A 15,871-nucleotide genomic window follows, 5' to 3' on the forward strand; every position below is an offset into this window, starting at 1 on the left:
CATACGGGGCATCGTCGGCCCCCGGGCGGCTCGGCCGCAAGCGGTTTTCCGTCGCGCAGGGGCACCCTTGTGCGATCCCCCGGCAGAGGTTTGGGTAGGACGGACGCACCGGAACAGGAGGCCCGGCATGTCATCCGACACACCCGGCGGCCACGGTCCGCCCGGCCAGAGCACCCCGCTCGGCGAGGGCGAGGCGGAGGATTTACTGCATGGCATCTGCTTCAAGACGGGACCGCCCACCTACGTGGGCGTCGAACTCGAATGGCTGCTCCACGACCGTGAACGGCCACGGAACCCCGTTTCGCCCCACCGACTCCAGACGGCCGCGGAGGCCGTCCGGGCGCTGCCCCTCAACGCGGCGCTGACCTTCGAACCCGGCGGCCAGCTGGAGCTCAGCTCGCGCCCCGCCGACTCCCTCATGGCGTGCGTCGAGGAAACCTCCGCCGATCTCGCCGCCGTCCGCGACACCCTCGACACCCTGGGCCTGGTCCCGGCGGGGCTCGGCGTCGATCCCTGGAATCCGCCGTACCGGACGCTGCGCGAACCCCGGTACGACGCCATGGAGGCCGCCTTCGACCGGTGCGGCCCGGCGGGCCGCGCCATGATGTGCACCAGCGCCTCGGTCCAGGTCTGCCTGGACGCCGGGGAGGAGGAGCCGGGGCCGCTCGGCTACGGGCGGCGCTGGCAGCTCGCCCATCTGCTGGGGGCGGTCCTGGTCGCGGCGTTCGCCAACTCGCCCTTCCGGCTGGGGCGGCCGACGGCCTGGCGGTCGACGCGCCAGTCGCTGTGGGCCGATCTGGACCCGCTGCGCACCCTGGCGCCCTCCGGGCAGCTGCCGCCGCGCGACGCCTGGGCCGCCCACGCGCTGGACACCCCGGTGCTGTGCATCCGGGGCGAGAAGGGGCCGTGGGCGGTGCCCGAGGGGCTGACCTTTCGCGACTGGATCCGGCGCGGGGGCCCCCGACGTCCGGACCGGGCCGATCTCGACTACCACGTGACCACGCTCTTCCCGCCGGTACGGCCGCGCGGGCATCTGGAGCTGCGCATGATCGACGCCCAGTCCGGCGAGGACGGCTGGCTGGTGCCGCTCGCCGTGACCACCGCCCTGTTCGACGACCCGGAGGCCGCCGAGACCGTGTACCGCACCGTCAAACCCCTGGCCGAGACGGCCGGCACGCCGTCCGCCCCGCGCAATCCGCTCTGGGTGGCCGCGGCCCGCGACGGGCTGACCGACCCCGAGCTGCGGGCGGCGGCCGCCACCTGTTTCGACCTCGCGCTGGAGGCCCTGCCCCGCCGGGGCGCGACCGCCCGCGTCCAGGACGCGGTGGCCCGCTTCCGCGACCGCTACGTCGCACGCGGCCGATGTCCCGCCGACGATCTGCGCGGACTGCTGACGACCGGCCGGGACCGGACTCCCGCCGATGCGAAGGGGACCCTGTCATGACCCAATCCCCCGGCCCCGTGCACGAACCGCGCGGCACGACGACGGACGCGGAGCCCGAGGCGCTGCGCGCCCGCGCGCTGGACGCGCTGCTCACCGCCCGCGCCCGCACCACACTGCTGACCGACAGCGTGGACGACCACGAACTGACCGCGCAGCACTCGCCGTTGATGTCACCGCTGGTCTGGGACCTGGCGCACATCGGCAATCAGGAGGAGCTGTGGCTGCTGCGCGGGGTGGCCGGCCGCGAGGCCATGCGGCCGGAGATCGACGGACTGTACGACGCCTTCGAGCATCCGCGCGCCACCCGCCCGTCGCTGCCGCTCCTGCCGCCCGCCGAGGCGCGCGCGTATGCCCACGAGGTGCGCGGGCGGGCGCTGGACGTCCTGGAGTCCACGCCGCTGGGCGGCCGTCCGCTGATCCGGTCCGCGTTCGCCTTCGGGATGATCGCGCAGCACGAGCAGCAGCACGACGAGACGATGCTGATCACCCATCAACTGCGATCCGGACCGGCCGCGTTGAGCGCCCCGGAGCCGCCCCGGGCGCAGGACGCGGCCGGGCTGCCGGCCGAGGTCCTGATCCCCGGCGGTCCGTTCACCATGGGGACTTCCACCGAGCCGTGGGCGCTCGACAACGAACGTCCCGCGCACCGCCGCGAGGTGCCCGGATTCCACATCGACACCGCGCCGGTGACCTGCGCCGCGTACCAGGCGTTCATCGAGGACGGCGGGTACGCGGAGCGGCGCTGGTGGGCCCCCGAGGGGTGGGCCATGGTCCGTGAGCACGCGCTCTCGGCGCCGCTGTTCTGGCACCGCGACGCCGGGCAGTGGCTGCGCCGCCGCTTCGGGGTGACCGAGCCCGTGCCGGCCGACGAACCCGTGCTGCACGTCAGCTGGTACGAGGCCGACGCCTATGCCCGCTGGGCCGGGCGCCGGCTGCCCACCGAGGCGGAGTGGGAGAAGGCCGCCCGGCACGATCCGGCCTCGGGGCGCTCCCGGCGCTATCCGTGGGGCGACGAGGACCCGACACCCGAGCACGCCAATCTCGGGCAGCGCCATCTGCGTCCGGCGCCGGCGGGCGCGTACGCGGCGGGGCGGGCCCCGTCGGGCGCGGGGCAGCTCATCGGGGACGTGTGGGAGTGGACGTCCAGTGACTTCCTGCCGTACGCGGGGTTCGCGGCGTTCCCCTACCGCGAGTACTCGGAGGTGTTCTTCGGCCCGGAGCACAAGGTGCTGCGGGGCGGTTCCTTCGCGGTCGGCCCGGTCGCCTGCCGGGGCACCTTCCGCAACTGGGACCTGCCCGTGCGGCGCCAGATCTTCTCCGGCTTCCGTACCGCCAGGGATCTGTGATGTGCCGTCATCTCGCCTATCTGGGGCCGCCCGTGCCGCTCGGGGTGCTGCTGACCGAGCCGCCGCACTCACTGGTGCGCCAGTCGTGGGAGCCGCGCCGGCAGCGGTACGGGACGGTCAACGCGGACGGATTCGGCGTCGGCTGGTACGCGCAGGGCGATCCGGAGCCCGCCCGCTACCGGCGGCAGGGGCCCGTGTGGGGCGACCAGACCTTCGCCGATCTGGCGCGCGTCGTACGGAGCCACGCCTTTCTCGGCGCGGTCCGGGACGCCACCGAGGCGGACCCGGACGGGGAGGCGGCGGCCGCCCCGTTCCGTGCGGACGGGGTGCTGTTCAGCCACAACGGCGCGGTGAAGGGGTGGCCCGGCTCCCTGACGGGCCCCGCCGCCACGCTCGCGCCGGCCGAACTGCTCGGCCTCACCGCCCGCTGCGACTCCGCCCTGGTCTGGGCGCTCGTCCGCCACCGGCTGGCGGCGGGCGACGCCCTCCCCGGGGCCGTCGCCGCCACCGTGCGCGAGGTCGCCGAGGCGGCCCCCGGCTCCCGGCTCAATCTGCTGCTGACCGACGGCCGGACCATCGTGGCGACCGCCTGGGGGGACACCCTGTGCTACCTCTCCGAACCCGGCCGGCACACCGTCGTCGCCTCGGAGCCCTACGACGACGATCCGCGCTGGCGCGAGGTCCCCGACCGCACCCTGCTGACCGCGACCCGGTCCGACGTCCTGCTGACCCCGCTCAAGGAGCCCACCGAGTGAGTCCCTTCCTGCTGACCCGCACCCTGCCGGAGGACGCCACGGACGCGGCGCTGCGCGCCGACGTCCTGCACGGTCTGTCCCGGCGCCCCAAGACGCTGCCGCCGAAGTGGTTCTACGACGCCCGGGGCAGCGAGCTGTTCGAGGAGATCACCCGGCTGCCCGAGTACTACCCGACGCGCGCCGAGCGGGAGATCCTGATCGACCGCGCGGAGGAGATCGCGGCGGCCACCGGGGCCCGCACCCTGGTCGAGCTGGGTTCGGGCTCCTCCGAGAAGACCCGGCATCTGCTGGACGCACTGCCGGAGCTGCACAGTTACGTACCGGTCGATGTGAGCGAGAGCGCGCTGCGCGGGGCGGCGAAGGCGCTGCTGGCGGAGCGGCCCGAGCTGTCCGTGCACGCGCTGATCGCCGATTTCACCGCGCGGCTGGCCCTGCCCGCGACGCCGGGGCCCCGGCTGGTGGTGTTCCTGGGCGGCACCATCGGCAATCTGCTCCCGGACGAACGGGCGGCGTTCCTGGCGTCGGTGCGCGCCCTGCTCTCCCCCGGCGACGCGCTGCTGCTGGGGACGGATCTGGTGAAGGACGAGGAGGTGCTGGTCGCGGCGTACGACGACGCGGCCGGGGTGACGGCGGCGTTCAACCGGAACGTGCTGGCGGTCGTGGACCGGGAGCTTGGCGCGGACTTCGTCCCGGAGGACTTCGCGCACGTGGCCCGGTGGAATCCGCGCGAGGAGTGGATCGAGATGCGGTTGCGGGCCCGGCGGGCGCTGACCGTGAAGATTCCGGAACTGGATCTGGTGGTCCCCTTCGAGGAGGGCGAGGAGGTGCGGACGGAGGTGTCGGCGAAGTTCCGCGAGGCCGGGGTGCGGGAGGAACTGGCCCGCGCCGGGCTGCGGCTGTCTCAGTGGTGGACGGACGCGGCGGGCCGGTTCGCGCTGTCGCTGGCGACCGTGGACTGAGCGAGGAGGGCAAGCGCGCGGCGGCCGGGGACGCTGCCCGCCGGGATCGGTGCCAGGACGTGGATCTCGGCGGTCAGCCCGGCCGCCCGCACCACCCGCCACAGGGAGGCGGTGAGCGGGTCGTCCCCGACGAAGGCGGCGGCCCCGGCGGTGACCGGGCCGGCTCCGTGCGGCCCAGGGGTCCGGTAGCGGATGCGCAGCGGCAGGACGGCGGCGTGCGCGTCGATCGCCGCCTGGAACGGTGCGGGCCGGAACCGGCCTCCGGGGCCGCGCCCGCACCAGGTGCTCCCCTCGGGGAAGACGACCACCCTGCCCCCTTTCCTCAGCGCCCCGCTGACGGTGCGCACGGCGGCGGGCAGGGTCCGCAGCCGGTCGCGTTCCACGAAGAGCGTGCCGCCGAGCGCGGCCAGCGGTCCGAGCAGCGGCCAGTGCCGGATGTCGCTCTTGGCGAGCATCCGGCCGGGGCACACCGCGGCGACCAGCGGGATGTCGAGCCAGGACACGTGGTTGGCGACGACGAGGGCGCCCGGTCCGGGAAGCCGTCGCGGGGGTGGGCCGACGATCCGCACCCGTACGCCGAACGCCCGGATCACCGTGTACGCCCAGGCGCGGACGATTCCGGCGCGGGCGGCGGGGTTCAGGAGCAGGGCGAGGGGGGCGCCCACCACTCCGGTGAGCACGGCCGCGCACCCGGTGAGCAGGAGGAGGGACGCGGTGACCGGGTGGCGGGCCGGGCCGGTCCGGGTGGCGCAGCCGGCCGGGGTGCACGGCGAGACGGGCAGCCAGACGCTCACTGCTGCGGGGCGAGCGAGAGGAAGTGGCGCAGGTAGCGGGGGTCGGTCGCGCGCAGCGAGAGCAGGACGTAGAGGTCGGCGACCTGGAAGTCGGGGTCGTGGGCCGGGGCTCCGCAGACCCGGGCGCCGAGGCGCAGATAGCCGCGGAGCAGCGGCGGCAGTCCGGCGAGTCCGCGGCGGGCGCCGGGGAGAGGGGCGGGGGTGGGCCAGAGCCGGTGCGGGGAGACCCAGTACTCCTCGGGCGCCAGGTACCTGGTCCGCACGGTCTCCCAGGCAGCGGCGGCGGACGCGCCGCCGTCGGAGAGCGGGATCGAGCAGCAGCCGGCCAGCCAGGTGTGTCCGGTGCGTTCCATGTAGCGGGCGAGTCCGGCCCAGATGAGGGCGATGACGGCGCCGTCGCGGTGGGCGGGGTGGACGCAGGAGCGGCCGACCTCGACCAGGTCGTCGCGGAGCGGGGCGAGCCGGGTGAGATCGAACTCGGTCTCGGCGTAGAGGCGTCCGGCGATGCGGGCGCGGTCGGGCGGCAGCAGCCGGTAGGTGGCGACGACCTCGTCGGTGGCCGTCTCGCGGACCAGGAGGTGGTCGCAGTGGGCGTCGAAGGCGTCGGTGTCCAGTCCGGGTTCGGGGCCGTCGAGCCGGGCGCCGAACTCGGCGGAGAAGACCTGGTGGCGCAGGCGCTGGGCGGCGCGGATGCCGGCCTGGTCGGTGGCGAGGCCGACCCGGTAGCGGGGCGGTTCGGGTGCGGTGTCCCGGGTGTGCCGCGGGGCGGGGAGGGAGGGGGTGGCGGTGGGCGGGTCGGAGGGCAGCACATGCATGACGGACTCCGGGGACGGGTCGGCAAGGGCGGCTGCCGGGCGCCCGCGGTGTGCGGGGCCGGCTCCTTACTTCTTCCGTGACCGGCTGGATTCGACGTGTCCGCCATGGAGCGCCGGGATGTGCGACGGCTGAATCCCGTGGTGCGGTGCGGGCCCCGCCGGGGTGCGGCGGGGCCGTCGTACGGTGGGGTCAGCTTCCGGCGAGCAGGGCGGTGATCTTCTCGGAGGCCCGCTTGGCCGCGGTCTTCGGGTCCTCGCCCTGGAGGACGGCCGTCATGTACGGCTTGATCGGGTTGTCGGACTCGACGGCCACCCACTGCGGCGAGTTGGGGGTGGCGTGGCCGCGCCGGGCGCCCTCGGCCATGGCCGCGGTGCTCTCGTCGCCCTCGACGACCTTGGCGAGCGAGTGCTTGTTGGGCACGTAGTTCATGGTCTTGGCGAGGTCGGTCTGCCACTTCTCCCCGGCGAGGGCCTTGATGACCTCGAAGCCGGCGCTGCGCTGGTCGGCCTTCTGGGGGATGATCAGGTCGGAGCCGCCGGTGAAGACGGAGCCGGGCGCCTTGGCGGTCTTGCCCGGGATCGGGAAGAAGCCCAGTTTTCCCTTGAGTTCGGGGTTGGCCTTCTCGATCAGCGGCACGGAACTGGGGGTGGAGATGATCTGTGCGACATTCCCCTTGGCGAACACATCGGTCTGCGGGGGCTTTTCCTCGTCGGCGTCCTTGGGACCGTCGCCCAGGGCCTGGAGCCGGGAATAGAAGTCCATGCCGCGCAGTGCCGCCGGGGTGTCCAGCTCGCCCCGCCAGTCGCCTTCCTTGTCACTGGCGAGTTCGCCGCCCTCGTCCCAGATGAATCCGGAGAGCACGTACCAGTTCTGGCCGGGCAGATACATGCCCTGATTGCCGTCGCGGTTGAGCTTCTCGGTGTCCTCGATCCACTCGTCCCTGGTCTTGGGCGGGGTCTTGATCCCCGCCTCCTCGAACAGGTCGGTGTTGTAGATCACCACGCGGTTGGCCGCGTACCAGGGTATGCCGTACTGGACGCCGCCGATGCTGCCGGGCTCGGCGAGACCGGGGATCCAGTCCTCGCTGCCCAGGTCACGCATGGACTCCAGGGTGAGATCGCGCAGGTTGCCGGTCTGGGCGTAGGTGGCGACCTGGGTGTTGCCGACCTCGATGACGTCGGGGGTGTCCTTGCCCGACAGCGCGTCGAGCACCTTCGGCCCGATGCCGCCCCACTCCTGGATCTTGAACTCCAGTTCGATCGAGGAGTGCTCCTCCTCGTAGGACTTCTTGAACCGGTCCAGGAAGTCGGCGGTCGCGCTGTCCTTCATCAGCCAGATCGTGACCTTCTTGCTGCCCGAACCGCCGGAACCGGGAATCATTCCGCACCCGCCCAGGGCGAGCGAGGAAATCACGGCAATGGATCCGACGAGCACACGGTTTTTCACGGGGTCACCTTCTGCGGAACGGCTCGACAATAGTGCGGACCCGGTGTGGGGGACTGCGGGCTGCGCTCGCACGGGCGTGGCTGGATTTTGGTATGTACCAAATCCTTTGGTCAAGGCGCTCGGGAACGGCGCGTCGACGGTCGCTCACTCGCGAACCTCGCCCCGGTGGGGCACCTTGGTAGAGGCGAGAGGAGAAAAAAGGTGTCAAATCACACGTATCGCGTCACCGAGATCGTAGGAACCTCCCATGACGGGGTCGACGCGGCCATTCACAACGGCATCACAAGAGCTTCAGAAACGTTGCACAATCTCGACTGGTTCGAGATCACCGAGGTGCGCGGCCAGATCAAGGATGGCCGAATCGAGCACTACCAGGTCGGCCTGAAAGTGGGTTTCCGGCTCGATGATCCGGCCTGACCCAGCCGGGCCCTCGACCCCGGCCACCAGGGGATCTCAGGTGCGCCCCTCGCGCTCCTGCGCATCCTTCACAGCGGGCGAGGCCGTCGCCCAGCGGGCGCGCACCACGGTGAATCCGGCCCGCTCGGCGGCGTCGCAGACCAGTTCGTCGTCGTCCACCAGCACCCGGACCGTGCGCTCGCGCCCCATCCGCTCCAGGATCTCCAGCTTGGTCCGCCGGGCGGGGCGCCGGTCGTGGTTGCCCCGCATGTGCAGCCGCCCCTCCGGCAGCCCGTACCGGGCGAGCCAGGCCAGGGTCGCCCTGCGGCAGCGCTCCGGCCGCCCCGTCAGATAGACGACCTCGCACTCCTCGGCGCTGTCGAGGACCAGGCGTACGCCCTCGGGCAGCGGCGGGTCCTCGGACGCCGCCGCGAAGAAGCCGTCCCAGTCGCGCGGGGACCCTTCCAGGTAGTGCTGCCGGTGCGCGGTGTCCGCGAGCGTGCCGTCCAGATCGAATACGGCCAGCGGCCGGGCGTCGTCCGTCATGGCCCCAGCAAACCAAGTCCCCGCCGCGCCCTGCCACCCGGCACGGCCCGCAGGCCCCCGCGATATCGTCGGCACGCCCGGGAATCAGCCCCTTTGCCCCGGTCGGCCCATCCGAACCGTACGGAGTCACGCCCCCATGACCACCCCTCACGATCCGTACGTCCGGGTGCGCGGCGCCCGCGAGCACAATCTCCGGGACGTCCGGGTGGACATCCCGCGCGACACCCTCACGGTCTTCACGGGCGTCTCGGGCTCGGGCAAGTCCTCGCTCGCGTTCGGCACGATCTACGCCGAGGCGCAGCGCCGCTACTTCGAGTCCGTGGCGCCGTACGCCCGCCGGCTCATCCACCAGGTGGGGGCGCCGAAGGTCGGGGAGATCACCGGGCTCCCGCCGGCCGTCTCGCTGGAGCAGCGGCGTTCGGCGCCGGGCGCCCGCTCCTCGGTGGGGACGGTGACGACGCTGTCCAACTCCCTGCGGATGCTGTTCTCGCGGGCGGGGCGGTATCCGGAGGGAGCCGAACGCCTGGACTCGGACGCCTTCTCGCCCAACACGGCCGCCGGGGCGTGCCCGGAGTGCCACGGTCTCGGGCGGGTGCACCGCACGACCGAGGAACTGCTGGTCCCCGATCCGGACCGGTCCGTCAGGGAGGGGGCCATCGCCGCCTGGCCGGGGGCGTGGCAGGGCAAGAACCTGCGCGATGTGCTGGACGCGCTGGGCTACGACATCGACCGGCCGTGGCGGGAGCTGGACCCGGCGGACCGGGAGTGGATCCTGTTCACCGACGAGCAGCCGGTGGTGACCGTGCATCCGGTGCGTGACGCCGGCCGGATCCAGCGCCCGTACCAGGGCACGTACATGAGCGCGCGGCGCTATGTGATGCATACCTTCGCCGACTCCCGGAGCCGGGCGCTGCGGGCGAAGGCCGAGCGGTTCCTGACGAGCGCGCCCTGTCCGGTCTGCGGCGGGAGCCGGCTGCGGCCCGAGGCGCTGGCGGTCACGTTCGCGGGGAGCACGATCGCCGAGCTGGCGGGTCTGGCGCTGACGGATCTCGCGGAGGTGTTGTCGTCGGCCGGGGGTGACGGCACGGCCCGGGTGCTGACGGCGGATCTGCTGGCCCGGATCGGGACGGTGACGGAGCTGGGCCTGGGGTATCTGAGTCTGGACCGTACGGCTCCGACGCTCTCGTCCGGCGAACTCCAGCGGTTGCGGCTGGCCACCCAGCTGCGTTCGGGGCTGTTCGGCGTGGTCTACGTGCTGGACGAGCCGTCGGCCGGGCTGCACCCGGCGGACACGGAGGCGCTGCTCGGGGTGCTCGGACGGCTGAAGGAGGCCGGCAACACCGTCTTCGTCGTGGAGCACCAGCTGGACGTGGTGCGGCGGGCGGACTGGCTGGTCGACGTGGGGCCGCTGGCCGGGGAGCACGGCGGGCGGGTGCTGCACAGCGGTCCGCCGGCCGGGCTCGCGCAGGTCCCGGAGTCGGCGACGCGGCGCTTCCTGTTCGACGACTCCCCCGCCCCGGTGCGCGAGGTCCGCGCCCCCACCGGCTGGCTGCGGCTGCGTGGGGTGGAGCGGCACAACGTGCGCGGGCTCGACGCGTCCTTCCCGCTCGGGGTGTTCACGGCGGTGACCGGGGTGTCCGGTTCAGGGAAGTCGACGCTGGTGGGCCAGGTGCTGGCCGGGGCGCTCGCGGACCGGCGGGCGGCCGGTGACGACGAGGGCGGCGAGGAGCACGCGGCGCCGGGGTGCGCGTCGGCGGAGGGGCTGGAGGCGGTGGACCGGCTGGTCCAGGTGGACCAGCGGCCGATCGGGCGGACGCCCCGCTCCAATCTGGCGACGTACACCGGTCTCTTCGACGTGGTGCGCAAGCTGTTCGCCGCGACGGACCTGGCCCGGGAGCGGGGGTACCGGGCCGGCCGGTTCTCGTTCAACGTGGCGGGCGGGCGGTGCGAGACCTGCCAGGGCGAGGGCTTCGTCTCGGTGGAGCTGCTCTTCCTGCCCAGTACGTACGCACCCTGCCCGGACTGCCACGGCGCGCGGTACAACCCCGAGACGCTCGACGTCACGCTGCGGGGGCTGAACATCGCCCAGGTGCTGGATCTGACGGTGGAGTCGGCGGCCGGGTTCTTCTCGGACACGCCCTCGGCCGAACGCAGTCTGCGGACGCTGCTGGACGTGGGTCTCGGATATCTGCGGCTCGGCCAGCCGGCCACCGAGCTGTCCGGGGGCGAGGCGCAGCGGATCAAGCTGGCGGCGGAGCTCCAGCGGGCCCGCCGGGGCCGCACCCTGTATCTGCTGGACGAGCCGACGACCGGGCTGCATCCGGCCGATGTCGAGGTGCTGATGCGGCAGTTGCACGGGCTGGTCGACGCGGGCGGCACGGTCGTGGTGGTGGAGCACGACATGGCCGTGGTGGCGGGTGCCGACTGGGTGATCGACCTCGGTCCGGGAGGCGGTGACCGGGGCGGGCGGATCGTCGCCCAGGGGCCGCCGCTGGAGGTCGCGGGGGCGGCGGGCAGCCGGACGGCCGGGTATCTGCGGGCCGCGCTGCGGCGGTGAGGCGTCCCCGACGCATCTCGAACGAGGCGCCCGGCCCTCGTCAACTTCCACCACGCCTCCATGAGTTGTTCTTCAGTCGGGCGCAGGGCATGAAACAGTAAAGTTTATTGACAGTTATCTGGTCCAGACCAATCATGGGCATGCCTCACGGCGCGCATGGCCGTGAGGCATGTGACCCCGGCCGGGAATCACAGGAACGGACCGCGTCCCCCACGGGCGCGGCAGAGCCGTGCGATCCGCCCGCTGTCTCACCCCGCTGGGAGCTGCCCCATGAGACGTCCACGAACAGTCGGCGCCGTCCTGAGCGCCATGGCCACCGTCGTCGCCACCGCAGGTCTGGTCCTCGGATCGGGCTCCGGCGCGCAGGCCGCCGCCACCGCCGCCACCCCCCTTCCCGCGCACGTCTTCGCCCCGTACTTCGAGGCGTGGAACGGCGACAGCCCGGCCGCGCTCGCCCAGGCGTCCGGTGCCAAGTACCTGACCATGGCCTTCATCCAGGCCGCCACCAAGGGGTCCTGCACCCCCTACTGGAACGGCGATTCGGGCTCCCCCATCGCCCAGTCCGAGTTCGGCGCCGACTTCACCACCATGCGCTCGCGCGGCGGTGACGTGATCCCCTCGTTCGGTGGCTACACCGCCGACAACACCGGCACCGAGATCGCGGACAGCTGCACGGACGTCGACGCCATCGCGGCGGCGTACGAGAAGGTCATCACGACCTACGACGTGTCCCGCCTCGACATGGACATCGAGGACAACTCCCTGGAGAACAACGCCGGGATCGACCGCCGCAACAAGGCGATCAAGAAGGTCCAGGACTGGGCGGCCGCCAACGGGCGCTCGGTGCAGATCTCGTACACCCTGCCCACCACCACCCACGGGCTCGCCGAGAGCGGACTCGCGGTGCTGGAGAACGCGGTGTCCAACGGTGCCAAGGTCGACGTCGTCAACCTCATGACGTTCGACTACTACGACGGCGCCTCGCACAACATGGCGAACGACACCCAGACCGCCATCACCGGGCTCAAGGGCCAGCTGGCGAACCTGTACCCGTCGAAGACCGACGCCCAGCTCTGGGGCATGACCGGCATCATCGAGATGCCCGGCATCGACGACTACGGACCGGCCGAGACCTTCACCACGGCCGACGCGGTCCAGGTCTACAACTGGGCGGTCTCCAAGGGCGTCAGCACCCTGTCGTTCTGGGCGCTCCAGCGCGACAACGGGGGCTGCCCCGGCACCGGCGGCAGCGACACCTGCTCCGGCATCGCGCAGGACACCTGGTACTTCAGCCACACCTTCGCCCCGTTCACCAGCGGCGGGTCCGGTCCGGTGACCAATGACTACTCGGTGGCGGTCAGCCCCGGGTCCGCGACGGTGGCGCCGGGCGGTTCGGCCACGGCGACCGTGAAGACGGCCGTCACCTCGGGCACCGCGCAGACCGTCGCGCTCACGGCGAGCGGGGCCCCGGCCGGGGTGACCGCGACGCTCAGCCCCGCCTCGGTCACCGCGGGCGGCAGCTCCACCCTGACGCTGGCCACCACCGCCTCGGTGGCTCCGGGCACGTACACCATCAACGTGACCGGCACGGCGGGCACGCTCGGCCACTCGGCGCCGTACACCCTGACCGTGTCCGGTCCGGGCGGCGGCACCGGGGCGCTGGTGAACGGCGACTTCGAGAGCGGCGCGCTGGGTCCCTGGACCTGCCAGTCCGGCGGCGCGGTCGTCTCCAGCCCGGTGCACGGCGGTACGCACGCCCTGGCCGTCGCGGCCACCGGCTCGCAGACCGGTGAGTGCACCCAGACGCTGACCCTGTCGCCCAACACGAAGTACACGCTTCAGGGATACGTCCAGGGCAGCTACGGCTACCTCGGGGTCCGGGGCGGGGCGACGGCCGGCACGTGGGGCTCGTCGAGCGGGTACGCCAAGCAGTCGGTGGCCTTCACCACCGGGGCGTCCGGCACGGTGACCGTCTACGTCCACGGCTGGTACGCGCAGGGCACGGTCTACGCGGACGACCTCTCCGTCACCTCCTGACCTGCCGGAGGCGGCACGGGCCCTCCCGGTCCCGGAGGCGGGCGGCCTCCGGGGCCGGGAACCGGCCCGTCCGGCCCCGGTTCAGCGGCGGACCCTGCGGGTGGCGCGCAGCCACTCCTTGTTCATCGCCGAGATCGACGGCAGCGGAATGCCCTTCGGGCAGGCCGTGGCGCACTCCCCGGTGAGGGTGCAGCCGCCGAAGCCCTCGCTGTCCATCTGCTCCACCATGTCGAGCACCCGCGTCTCGCGCTCGGGGGCGCCCTGCGGCAGCACGTTCAGATGGTTGACCTTCGCCGAGGTGAAGAGCATGGCCGAGCCGTTGGGGCAGGCCGCGACGCAGGCGCCGCAGCCGATGCACTCGGCGTGCTCGAAGGCGAAGTCGGCGTCCGGCTTCGGCACCGGGGTGGCGTGCGCGTCGGGCGCGGTGCCGGTCGGGGCGGTGATGTAGCCGCCGGCCTGGATGATCCGGTCGAAGGCGGAGCGGTCCACGACCAGGTCCTTGACGACCGGGAAGGCGGAGGCGCGCCAGGGTTCGATGTCGATGGTGTCGCCGTCCTCGAAGGACCGCATGTGGAGCTGGCACGTGGTGGTGCGCTCCGGTCCGTGGGCGTCGCCGTTGATGACGAGGCTGCACGCGCCGCAGATGCCCTCGCGGCAGTCGTGGTCGAAGGCGACGGGGTCCTCGCCGGCGAGGATGAGTTCCTCGTTGAGGGTGTCGAGCATCTCCAGGAAGGACATGTCCCGGGAGATGCCGTCCACCTGGTAGGTGGACATGGCGCCGGGGGTGTCGGCGTTCTTCTGGCGCCAGACGCGCAGGGTGAGCTTCATGCGTAGCTCCGCTGGGTGGGGTGGACGTACTCGAAGACGAGGTCTTCCTTGTGCAGGACGGGGGCTTCGCCGGTGGCGGAGAACTCCCAGGCCGCGGCGTAGGAGAACTCCTCGTCACGGCGGGCGGCCTCGCCGTCGGGGGTCTGCGACTCCTCGCGGAAGTGGCCTCCGCAGGACTCCTCGCGGTGCAGCGCGTCGAGGCACATCAGCTCGGCGAGCTCCAGGTAGTCGACGATGCGGTTGGCCTTCTCCAGGGACTGGTTGAACTCCTCGCCGGTGCCCGGGACCTTGATGCGCCGCCAGAACTCCTCGCGGATCCGGGGGATCCGGGCGAGCGCCGTGCGCAGGCCCTCCTCGGTGCGGGCCATGCCGCAGTACTCCCACATGAGTTCGCCGATCTCCCGGTGGAAGGAGTCGGGGGTGCGGTCGCCGTCGACGGCGAGCAGCAGGTTGAGCCGGTCCTCGGTCTCGGCGACGGCCTCCTCCACGGCGGGGTGCGAGGCGTCGATCTCGTCGTGGTGGGGGTGGCGGGCCAGATAGTCGTTGATGGTGGACGGCAGGACGAAGTAACCGTCCGCGAGCCCCTGCATCAGCGCGGAGGCGCCGAGGCGGTTGGCGCCGTGGTCGGAGAAGTTGGCCTCGCCGATCGCGAAGAGTCCGGGGATCGTGGTCTGGAGGTCGTAGTCGACCCAGAGCCCGCCCATCGTGTAGTGGACGGCGGGGTAGATCCGCATCGGGGTCTCGTACGGGTTCTCCGCGGTGATCCGCGCGTACATGTCGAAGAGGTTGCCGTACTTCTCCTCGACCTTCGCGCGCCCCATCCGCTGGATGGCCTCCGCGAAGTCCAGGTAGACGCCCTGGCCGCCGGGTCCGACGCCGCGGCCCTCGTCGCAGACGTTCTTGGCGGCGCGGGAGGCGATGTCACGGGGGACGAGGTTGCCGAAGGCGGGGTAGATCCGCTCCAGGTAGTAGTCGCGCTCGTCCTCGGGGATCTCGGCGGCGGGCCGGTCGTCGCCCCGGGCCTTCGGCACCCAGATCCGTCCGTCGTTGCGCAGCGACTCGCTCATCAGGGTGAGCTTGGACTGGTGGTCGCCGGTGCGCGGGATGCACGTGGGGTGGATCTGGGTGAAGCAGGGGTTGGCGAAGTAGGCGCCGCGCCGGTGGGCGCGCCAGATCGCGGTGGCGTTGGAGTTCATCGCGTTGGTCGACAGGTAGAAGACGTTGCCGTAGCCACCGCTGGCCAGGACGACCGCGTCCGCGAAGTAGGTGTCGATCTTCCCGGTGATCAGGTCGCGGGCGACGATGCCGCGGGCCCGGCCGTCGACGACGATCAGGTCGAGCATCTCGGTACGGGCGTGCAGTTCGACGGTGCCCGCGGCGATCTGCCGGGAGAGCGCCTGGTAGGCGCCGAGGAGGAGCTGCTGCCCCGTCTGGCCCCGGGCGTAGAAGGTGCGGGAGACCTGGACGCCGCCGAAGGAGCGGTTGTCGAGGAGGCCGCCGTACTCGCGGGCGAAGGGGACGCCCTGGGCGACGCACTGGTCGATGATCTCGACGGAGATCTCGGCGAGCCGGTGGACGTTGGACTCGCGGGCGCGGAAGTCGCCGCCCTTGACCGTGTCGTAGAAGAGCCGGTGGACCGAGTCGCCGTCGTTGCGGTAGTTCTTCGCGGCGTTGATGCCGCCCTGGGCGGCGACCGAGTGGGCCCGGCGGGGCGAGTCCTGGAAGCAGAACTGGACGACGTGGTAGCCCTGTTCGGCCAGGGTGGCGCCGGCCGAGCCGCCGGCCAGGCCGGTGCCGACGACGATGACGGTGTGCTTGCGGCGGTTGGCCGGGTTGACCAGCTTGGCCTGGAAGCGACGGGTGTCCCAGCGCTCGGCGACGGGGCCGCCGGGCGCCTTGGTGTCGGTGACCGGCTCCCCGGTCGTGTAGTGCGTGTAGTCGTTCATG

13 protein-coding genes are annotated in these 15,871 nt (G+C 72.4%); 7 read left to right on the forward strand and 6 right to left on the reverse strand.

What is annotated here, in order from left to right; all coding sequences use genetic code 11:
- The first annotated feature begins 127 nt into the window (after positions 1-127).
- The 4 genes from egtA to egtD are packed head-to-tail and all read left to right on the forward strand — an operon-like array spanning position 128 to position 4,504.
- On the forward strand, positions 128-1,444 hold the full coding sequence (gene egtA / locus ACWCXC_RS10845) for an ergothioneine biosynthesis glutamate--cysteine ligase EgtA (RefSeq protein ID WP_450888101.1): 1,317 nt from the start codon (positions 128-130) through the stop codon (positions 1,442-1,444).
- A complete protein-coding gene (egtB, locus tag ACWCXC_RS10850; RefSeq protein WP_450888103.1) occupies positions 1,441-2,790 on the forward strand; it encodes an ergothioneine biosynthesis protein EgtB in 1,350 nt (449 codons plus the stop codon). The genes egtA and egtB overlap by 4 nt, the downstream gene beginning before the upstream one ends.
- Complete coding sequence (gene egtC, locus ACWCXC_RS10855) at positions 2,790-3,545, forward strand: ergothioneine biosynthesis protein EgtC (protein ID WP_450888105.1); 756 nt, start codon at positions 2,790-2,792, stop codon at positions 3,543-3,545. The genes egtB and egtC overlap by 1 nt, the downstream gene beginning before the upstream one ends.
- Entirely contained in the window at positions 3,542-4,504 is a 963-nt protein-coding gene (gene egtD / locus ACWCXC_RS10860) for an L-histidine N(alpha)-methyltransferase (RefSeq protein ID WP_450888107.1), read from the forward strand. The genes egtC and egtD overlap by 4 nt, the downstream gene beginning before the upstream one ends.
- Here egtD and ACWCXC_RS10865 read toward each other — a convergent pair.
- The 3 genes from ACWCXC_RS10865 to ACWCXC_RS10875 all read right to left on the reverse strand — a co-directional run bounded on the left by ACWCXC_RS10865 (position 4,447) and on the right by ACWCXC_RS10875 (position 7,560).
- A complete protein-coding gene (locus ACWCXC_RS10865) occupies positions 4,447-5,298 on the reverse strand; it encodes a lysophospholipid acyltransferase family protein (RefSeq protein ID WP_450888109.1) in 852 nt (283 codons plus the stop codon). The genes egtD and ACWCXC_RS10865 overlap by 58 nt on opposite strands.
- On the reverse strand, positions 5,295-6,113 hold the full coding sequence (locus tag ACWCXC_RS10870) for a GNAT family N-acetyltransferase (protein ID WP_450888111.1): 819 nt from the start codon (positions 6,111-6,113) through the stop codon (positions 5,295-5,297). The genes ACWCXC_RS10865 and ACWCXC_RS10870 overlap by 4 nt, the downstream gene beginning before the upstream one ends.
- A gap of 190 nt (positions 6,114-6,303) precedes the next feature.
- Positions 6,304-7,560 (reverse strand): extracellular solute-binding protein, encoded by a 1,257-nt coding sequence (locus ACWCXC_RS10875; RefSeq protein WP_450888113.1) that lies wholly within the window; start codon positions 7,558-7,560, stop codon positions 6,304-6,306.
- Positions 7,561-7,761: 201 nt separating this feature from the next.
- Between ACWCXC_RS10875 and ACWCXC_RS10880 the strand changes: the two genes are divergently transcribed.
- Entirely contained in the window at positions 7,762-7,977 is a 216-nt protein-coding gene (locus ACWCXC_RS10880) for a dodecin (protein WP_450685950.1), read from the forward strand.
- A 36-nt stretch (positions 7,978-8,013) separates the two neighbouring features.
- On the opposite strand, the gene ACWCXC_RS10885 is transcribed toward ACWCXC_RS10880, so the two are convergent.
- On the reverse strand, positions 8,014-8,502 hold the full coding sequence (locus ACWCXC_RS10885) for a phosphatase domain-containing protein (RefSeq protein ID WP_450685949.1): 489 nt from the start codon (positions 8,500-8,502) through the stop codon (positions 8,014-8,016).
- Between the two features lie 136 nt (positions 8,503-8,638).
- Here ACWCXC_RS10885 and uvrA point away from each other — a divergent pair, with 136 nt between their 5' ends.
- A complete protein-coding gene (gene uvrA / locus ACWCXC_RS10890) occupies positions 8,639-11,059 on the forward strand; it encodes an excinuclease ABC subunit UvrA (protein ID WP_450888116.1) in 2,421 nt (806 codons plus the stop codon).
- Positions 11,060-11,368: 309 nt separating this feature from the next.
- The gene (locus ACWCXC_RS10895; protein ID WP_450888164.1) at positions 11,369-13,096 is read left to right on the forward strand and encodes a glycosyl hydrolase family 18 protein; all 1,728 of its coding nucleotides are present in this window, start codon (positions 11,369-11,371) and stop codon (positions 13,094-13,096) included.
- Between the two features lie 81 nt (positions 13,097-13,177).
- Here the strand turns inward: ACWCXC_RS10895 and ACWCXC_RS10900 are convergent, their stop codons facing one another.
- On the reverse strand, positions 13,178-13,924 hold the full coding sequence (locus tag ACWCXC_RS10900; protein ID WP_450888118.1) for a succinate dehydrogenase/fumarate reductase iron-sulfur subunit: 747 nt from the start codon (positions 13,922-13,924) through the stop codon (positions 13,178-13,180).
- Positions 13,921-15,870 carry a fumarate reductase/succinate dehydrogenase flavoprotein subunit gene (locus tag ACWCXC_RS10905; protein WP_450888120.1) on the reverse strand — a complete coding sequence of 650 codons (1,950 nt, stop codon included), beginning with the start codon at positions 15,868-15,870 and terminating at the stop codon, positions 13,921-13,923. The genes ACWCXC_RS10900 and ACWCXC_RS10905 overlap by 4 nt, the downstream gene beginning before the upstream one ends.
- Position 15,871 lies beyond the last annotated feature (1 nt).

This window comes from Streptomyces sp. NPDC001515 (assembly GCF_053597115.1).

Excerpts from the sequence above, each read along its gene's own strand:
- egtA (WP_450888101.1), top strand. The coding sequence starts at position 128 with ATGTCATCCGACACACCCGGCGGCCACGGTCCGCCCGGCCAGAGCACC.
- egtB (WP_450888103.1), top strand. The coding sequence starts at position 1,441 with ATGACCCAATCCCCCGGCCCCGTGCACGAACCGCGCGGCACGACGACG.
- egtC (WP_450888105.1), top strand. The coding sequence starts at position 2,790 with ATGTGCCGTCATCTCGCCTATCTGGGGCCGCCCGTGCCGCTCGGGGTG.
- ACWCXC_RS10870 (WP_450888111.1), bottom strand. The coding sequence starts at position 6,113 with ATGCATGTGCTGCCCTCCGACCCGCCCACCGCCACCCCCTCCCTCCCC.
- ACWCXC_RS10885 (WP_450685949.1), bottom strand. The coding sequence starts at position 8,502 with ATGACGGACGACGCCCGGCCGCTGGCCGTATTCGATCTGGACGGCACG.
- uvrA (WP_450888116.1), top strand. The coding sequence starts at position 8,639 with ATGACCACCCCTCACGATCCGTACGTCCGGGTGCGCGGCGCCCGCGAG.
- ACWCXC_RS10895 (WP_450888164.1), top strand. The coding sequence starts at position 11,369 with ATGGCCACCGTCGTCGCCACCGCAGGTCTGGTCCTCGGATCGGGCTCC.
- ACWCXC_RS10900 (WP_450888118.1), bottom strand. The coding sequence starts at position 13,924 with ATGAAGCTCACCCTGCGCGTCTGGCGCCAGAAGAACGCCGACACCCCC.
- ACWCXC_RS10905 (WP_450888120.1), bottom strand. The coding sequence starts at position 15,870 with ATGAACGACTACACGCACTACACGACCGGGGAGCCGGTCACCGACACC.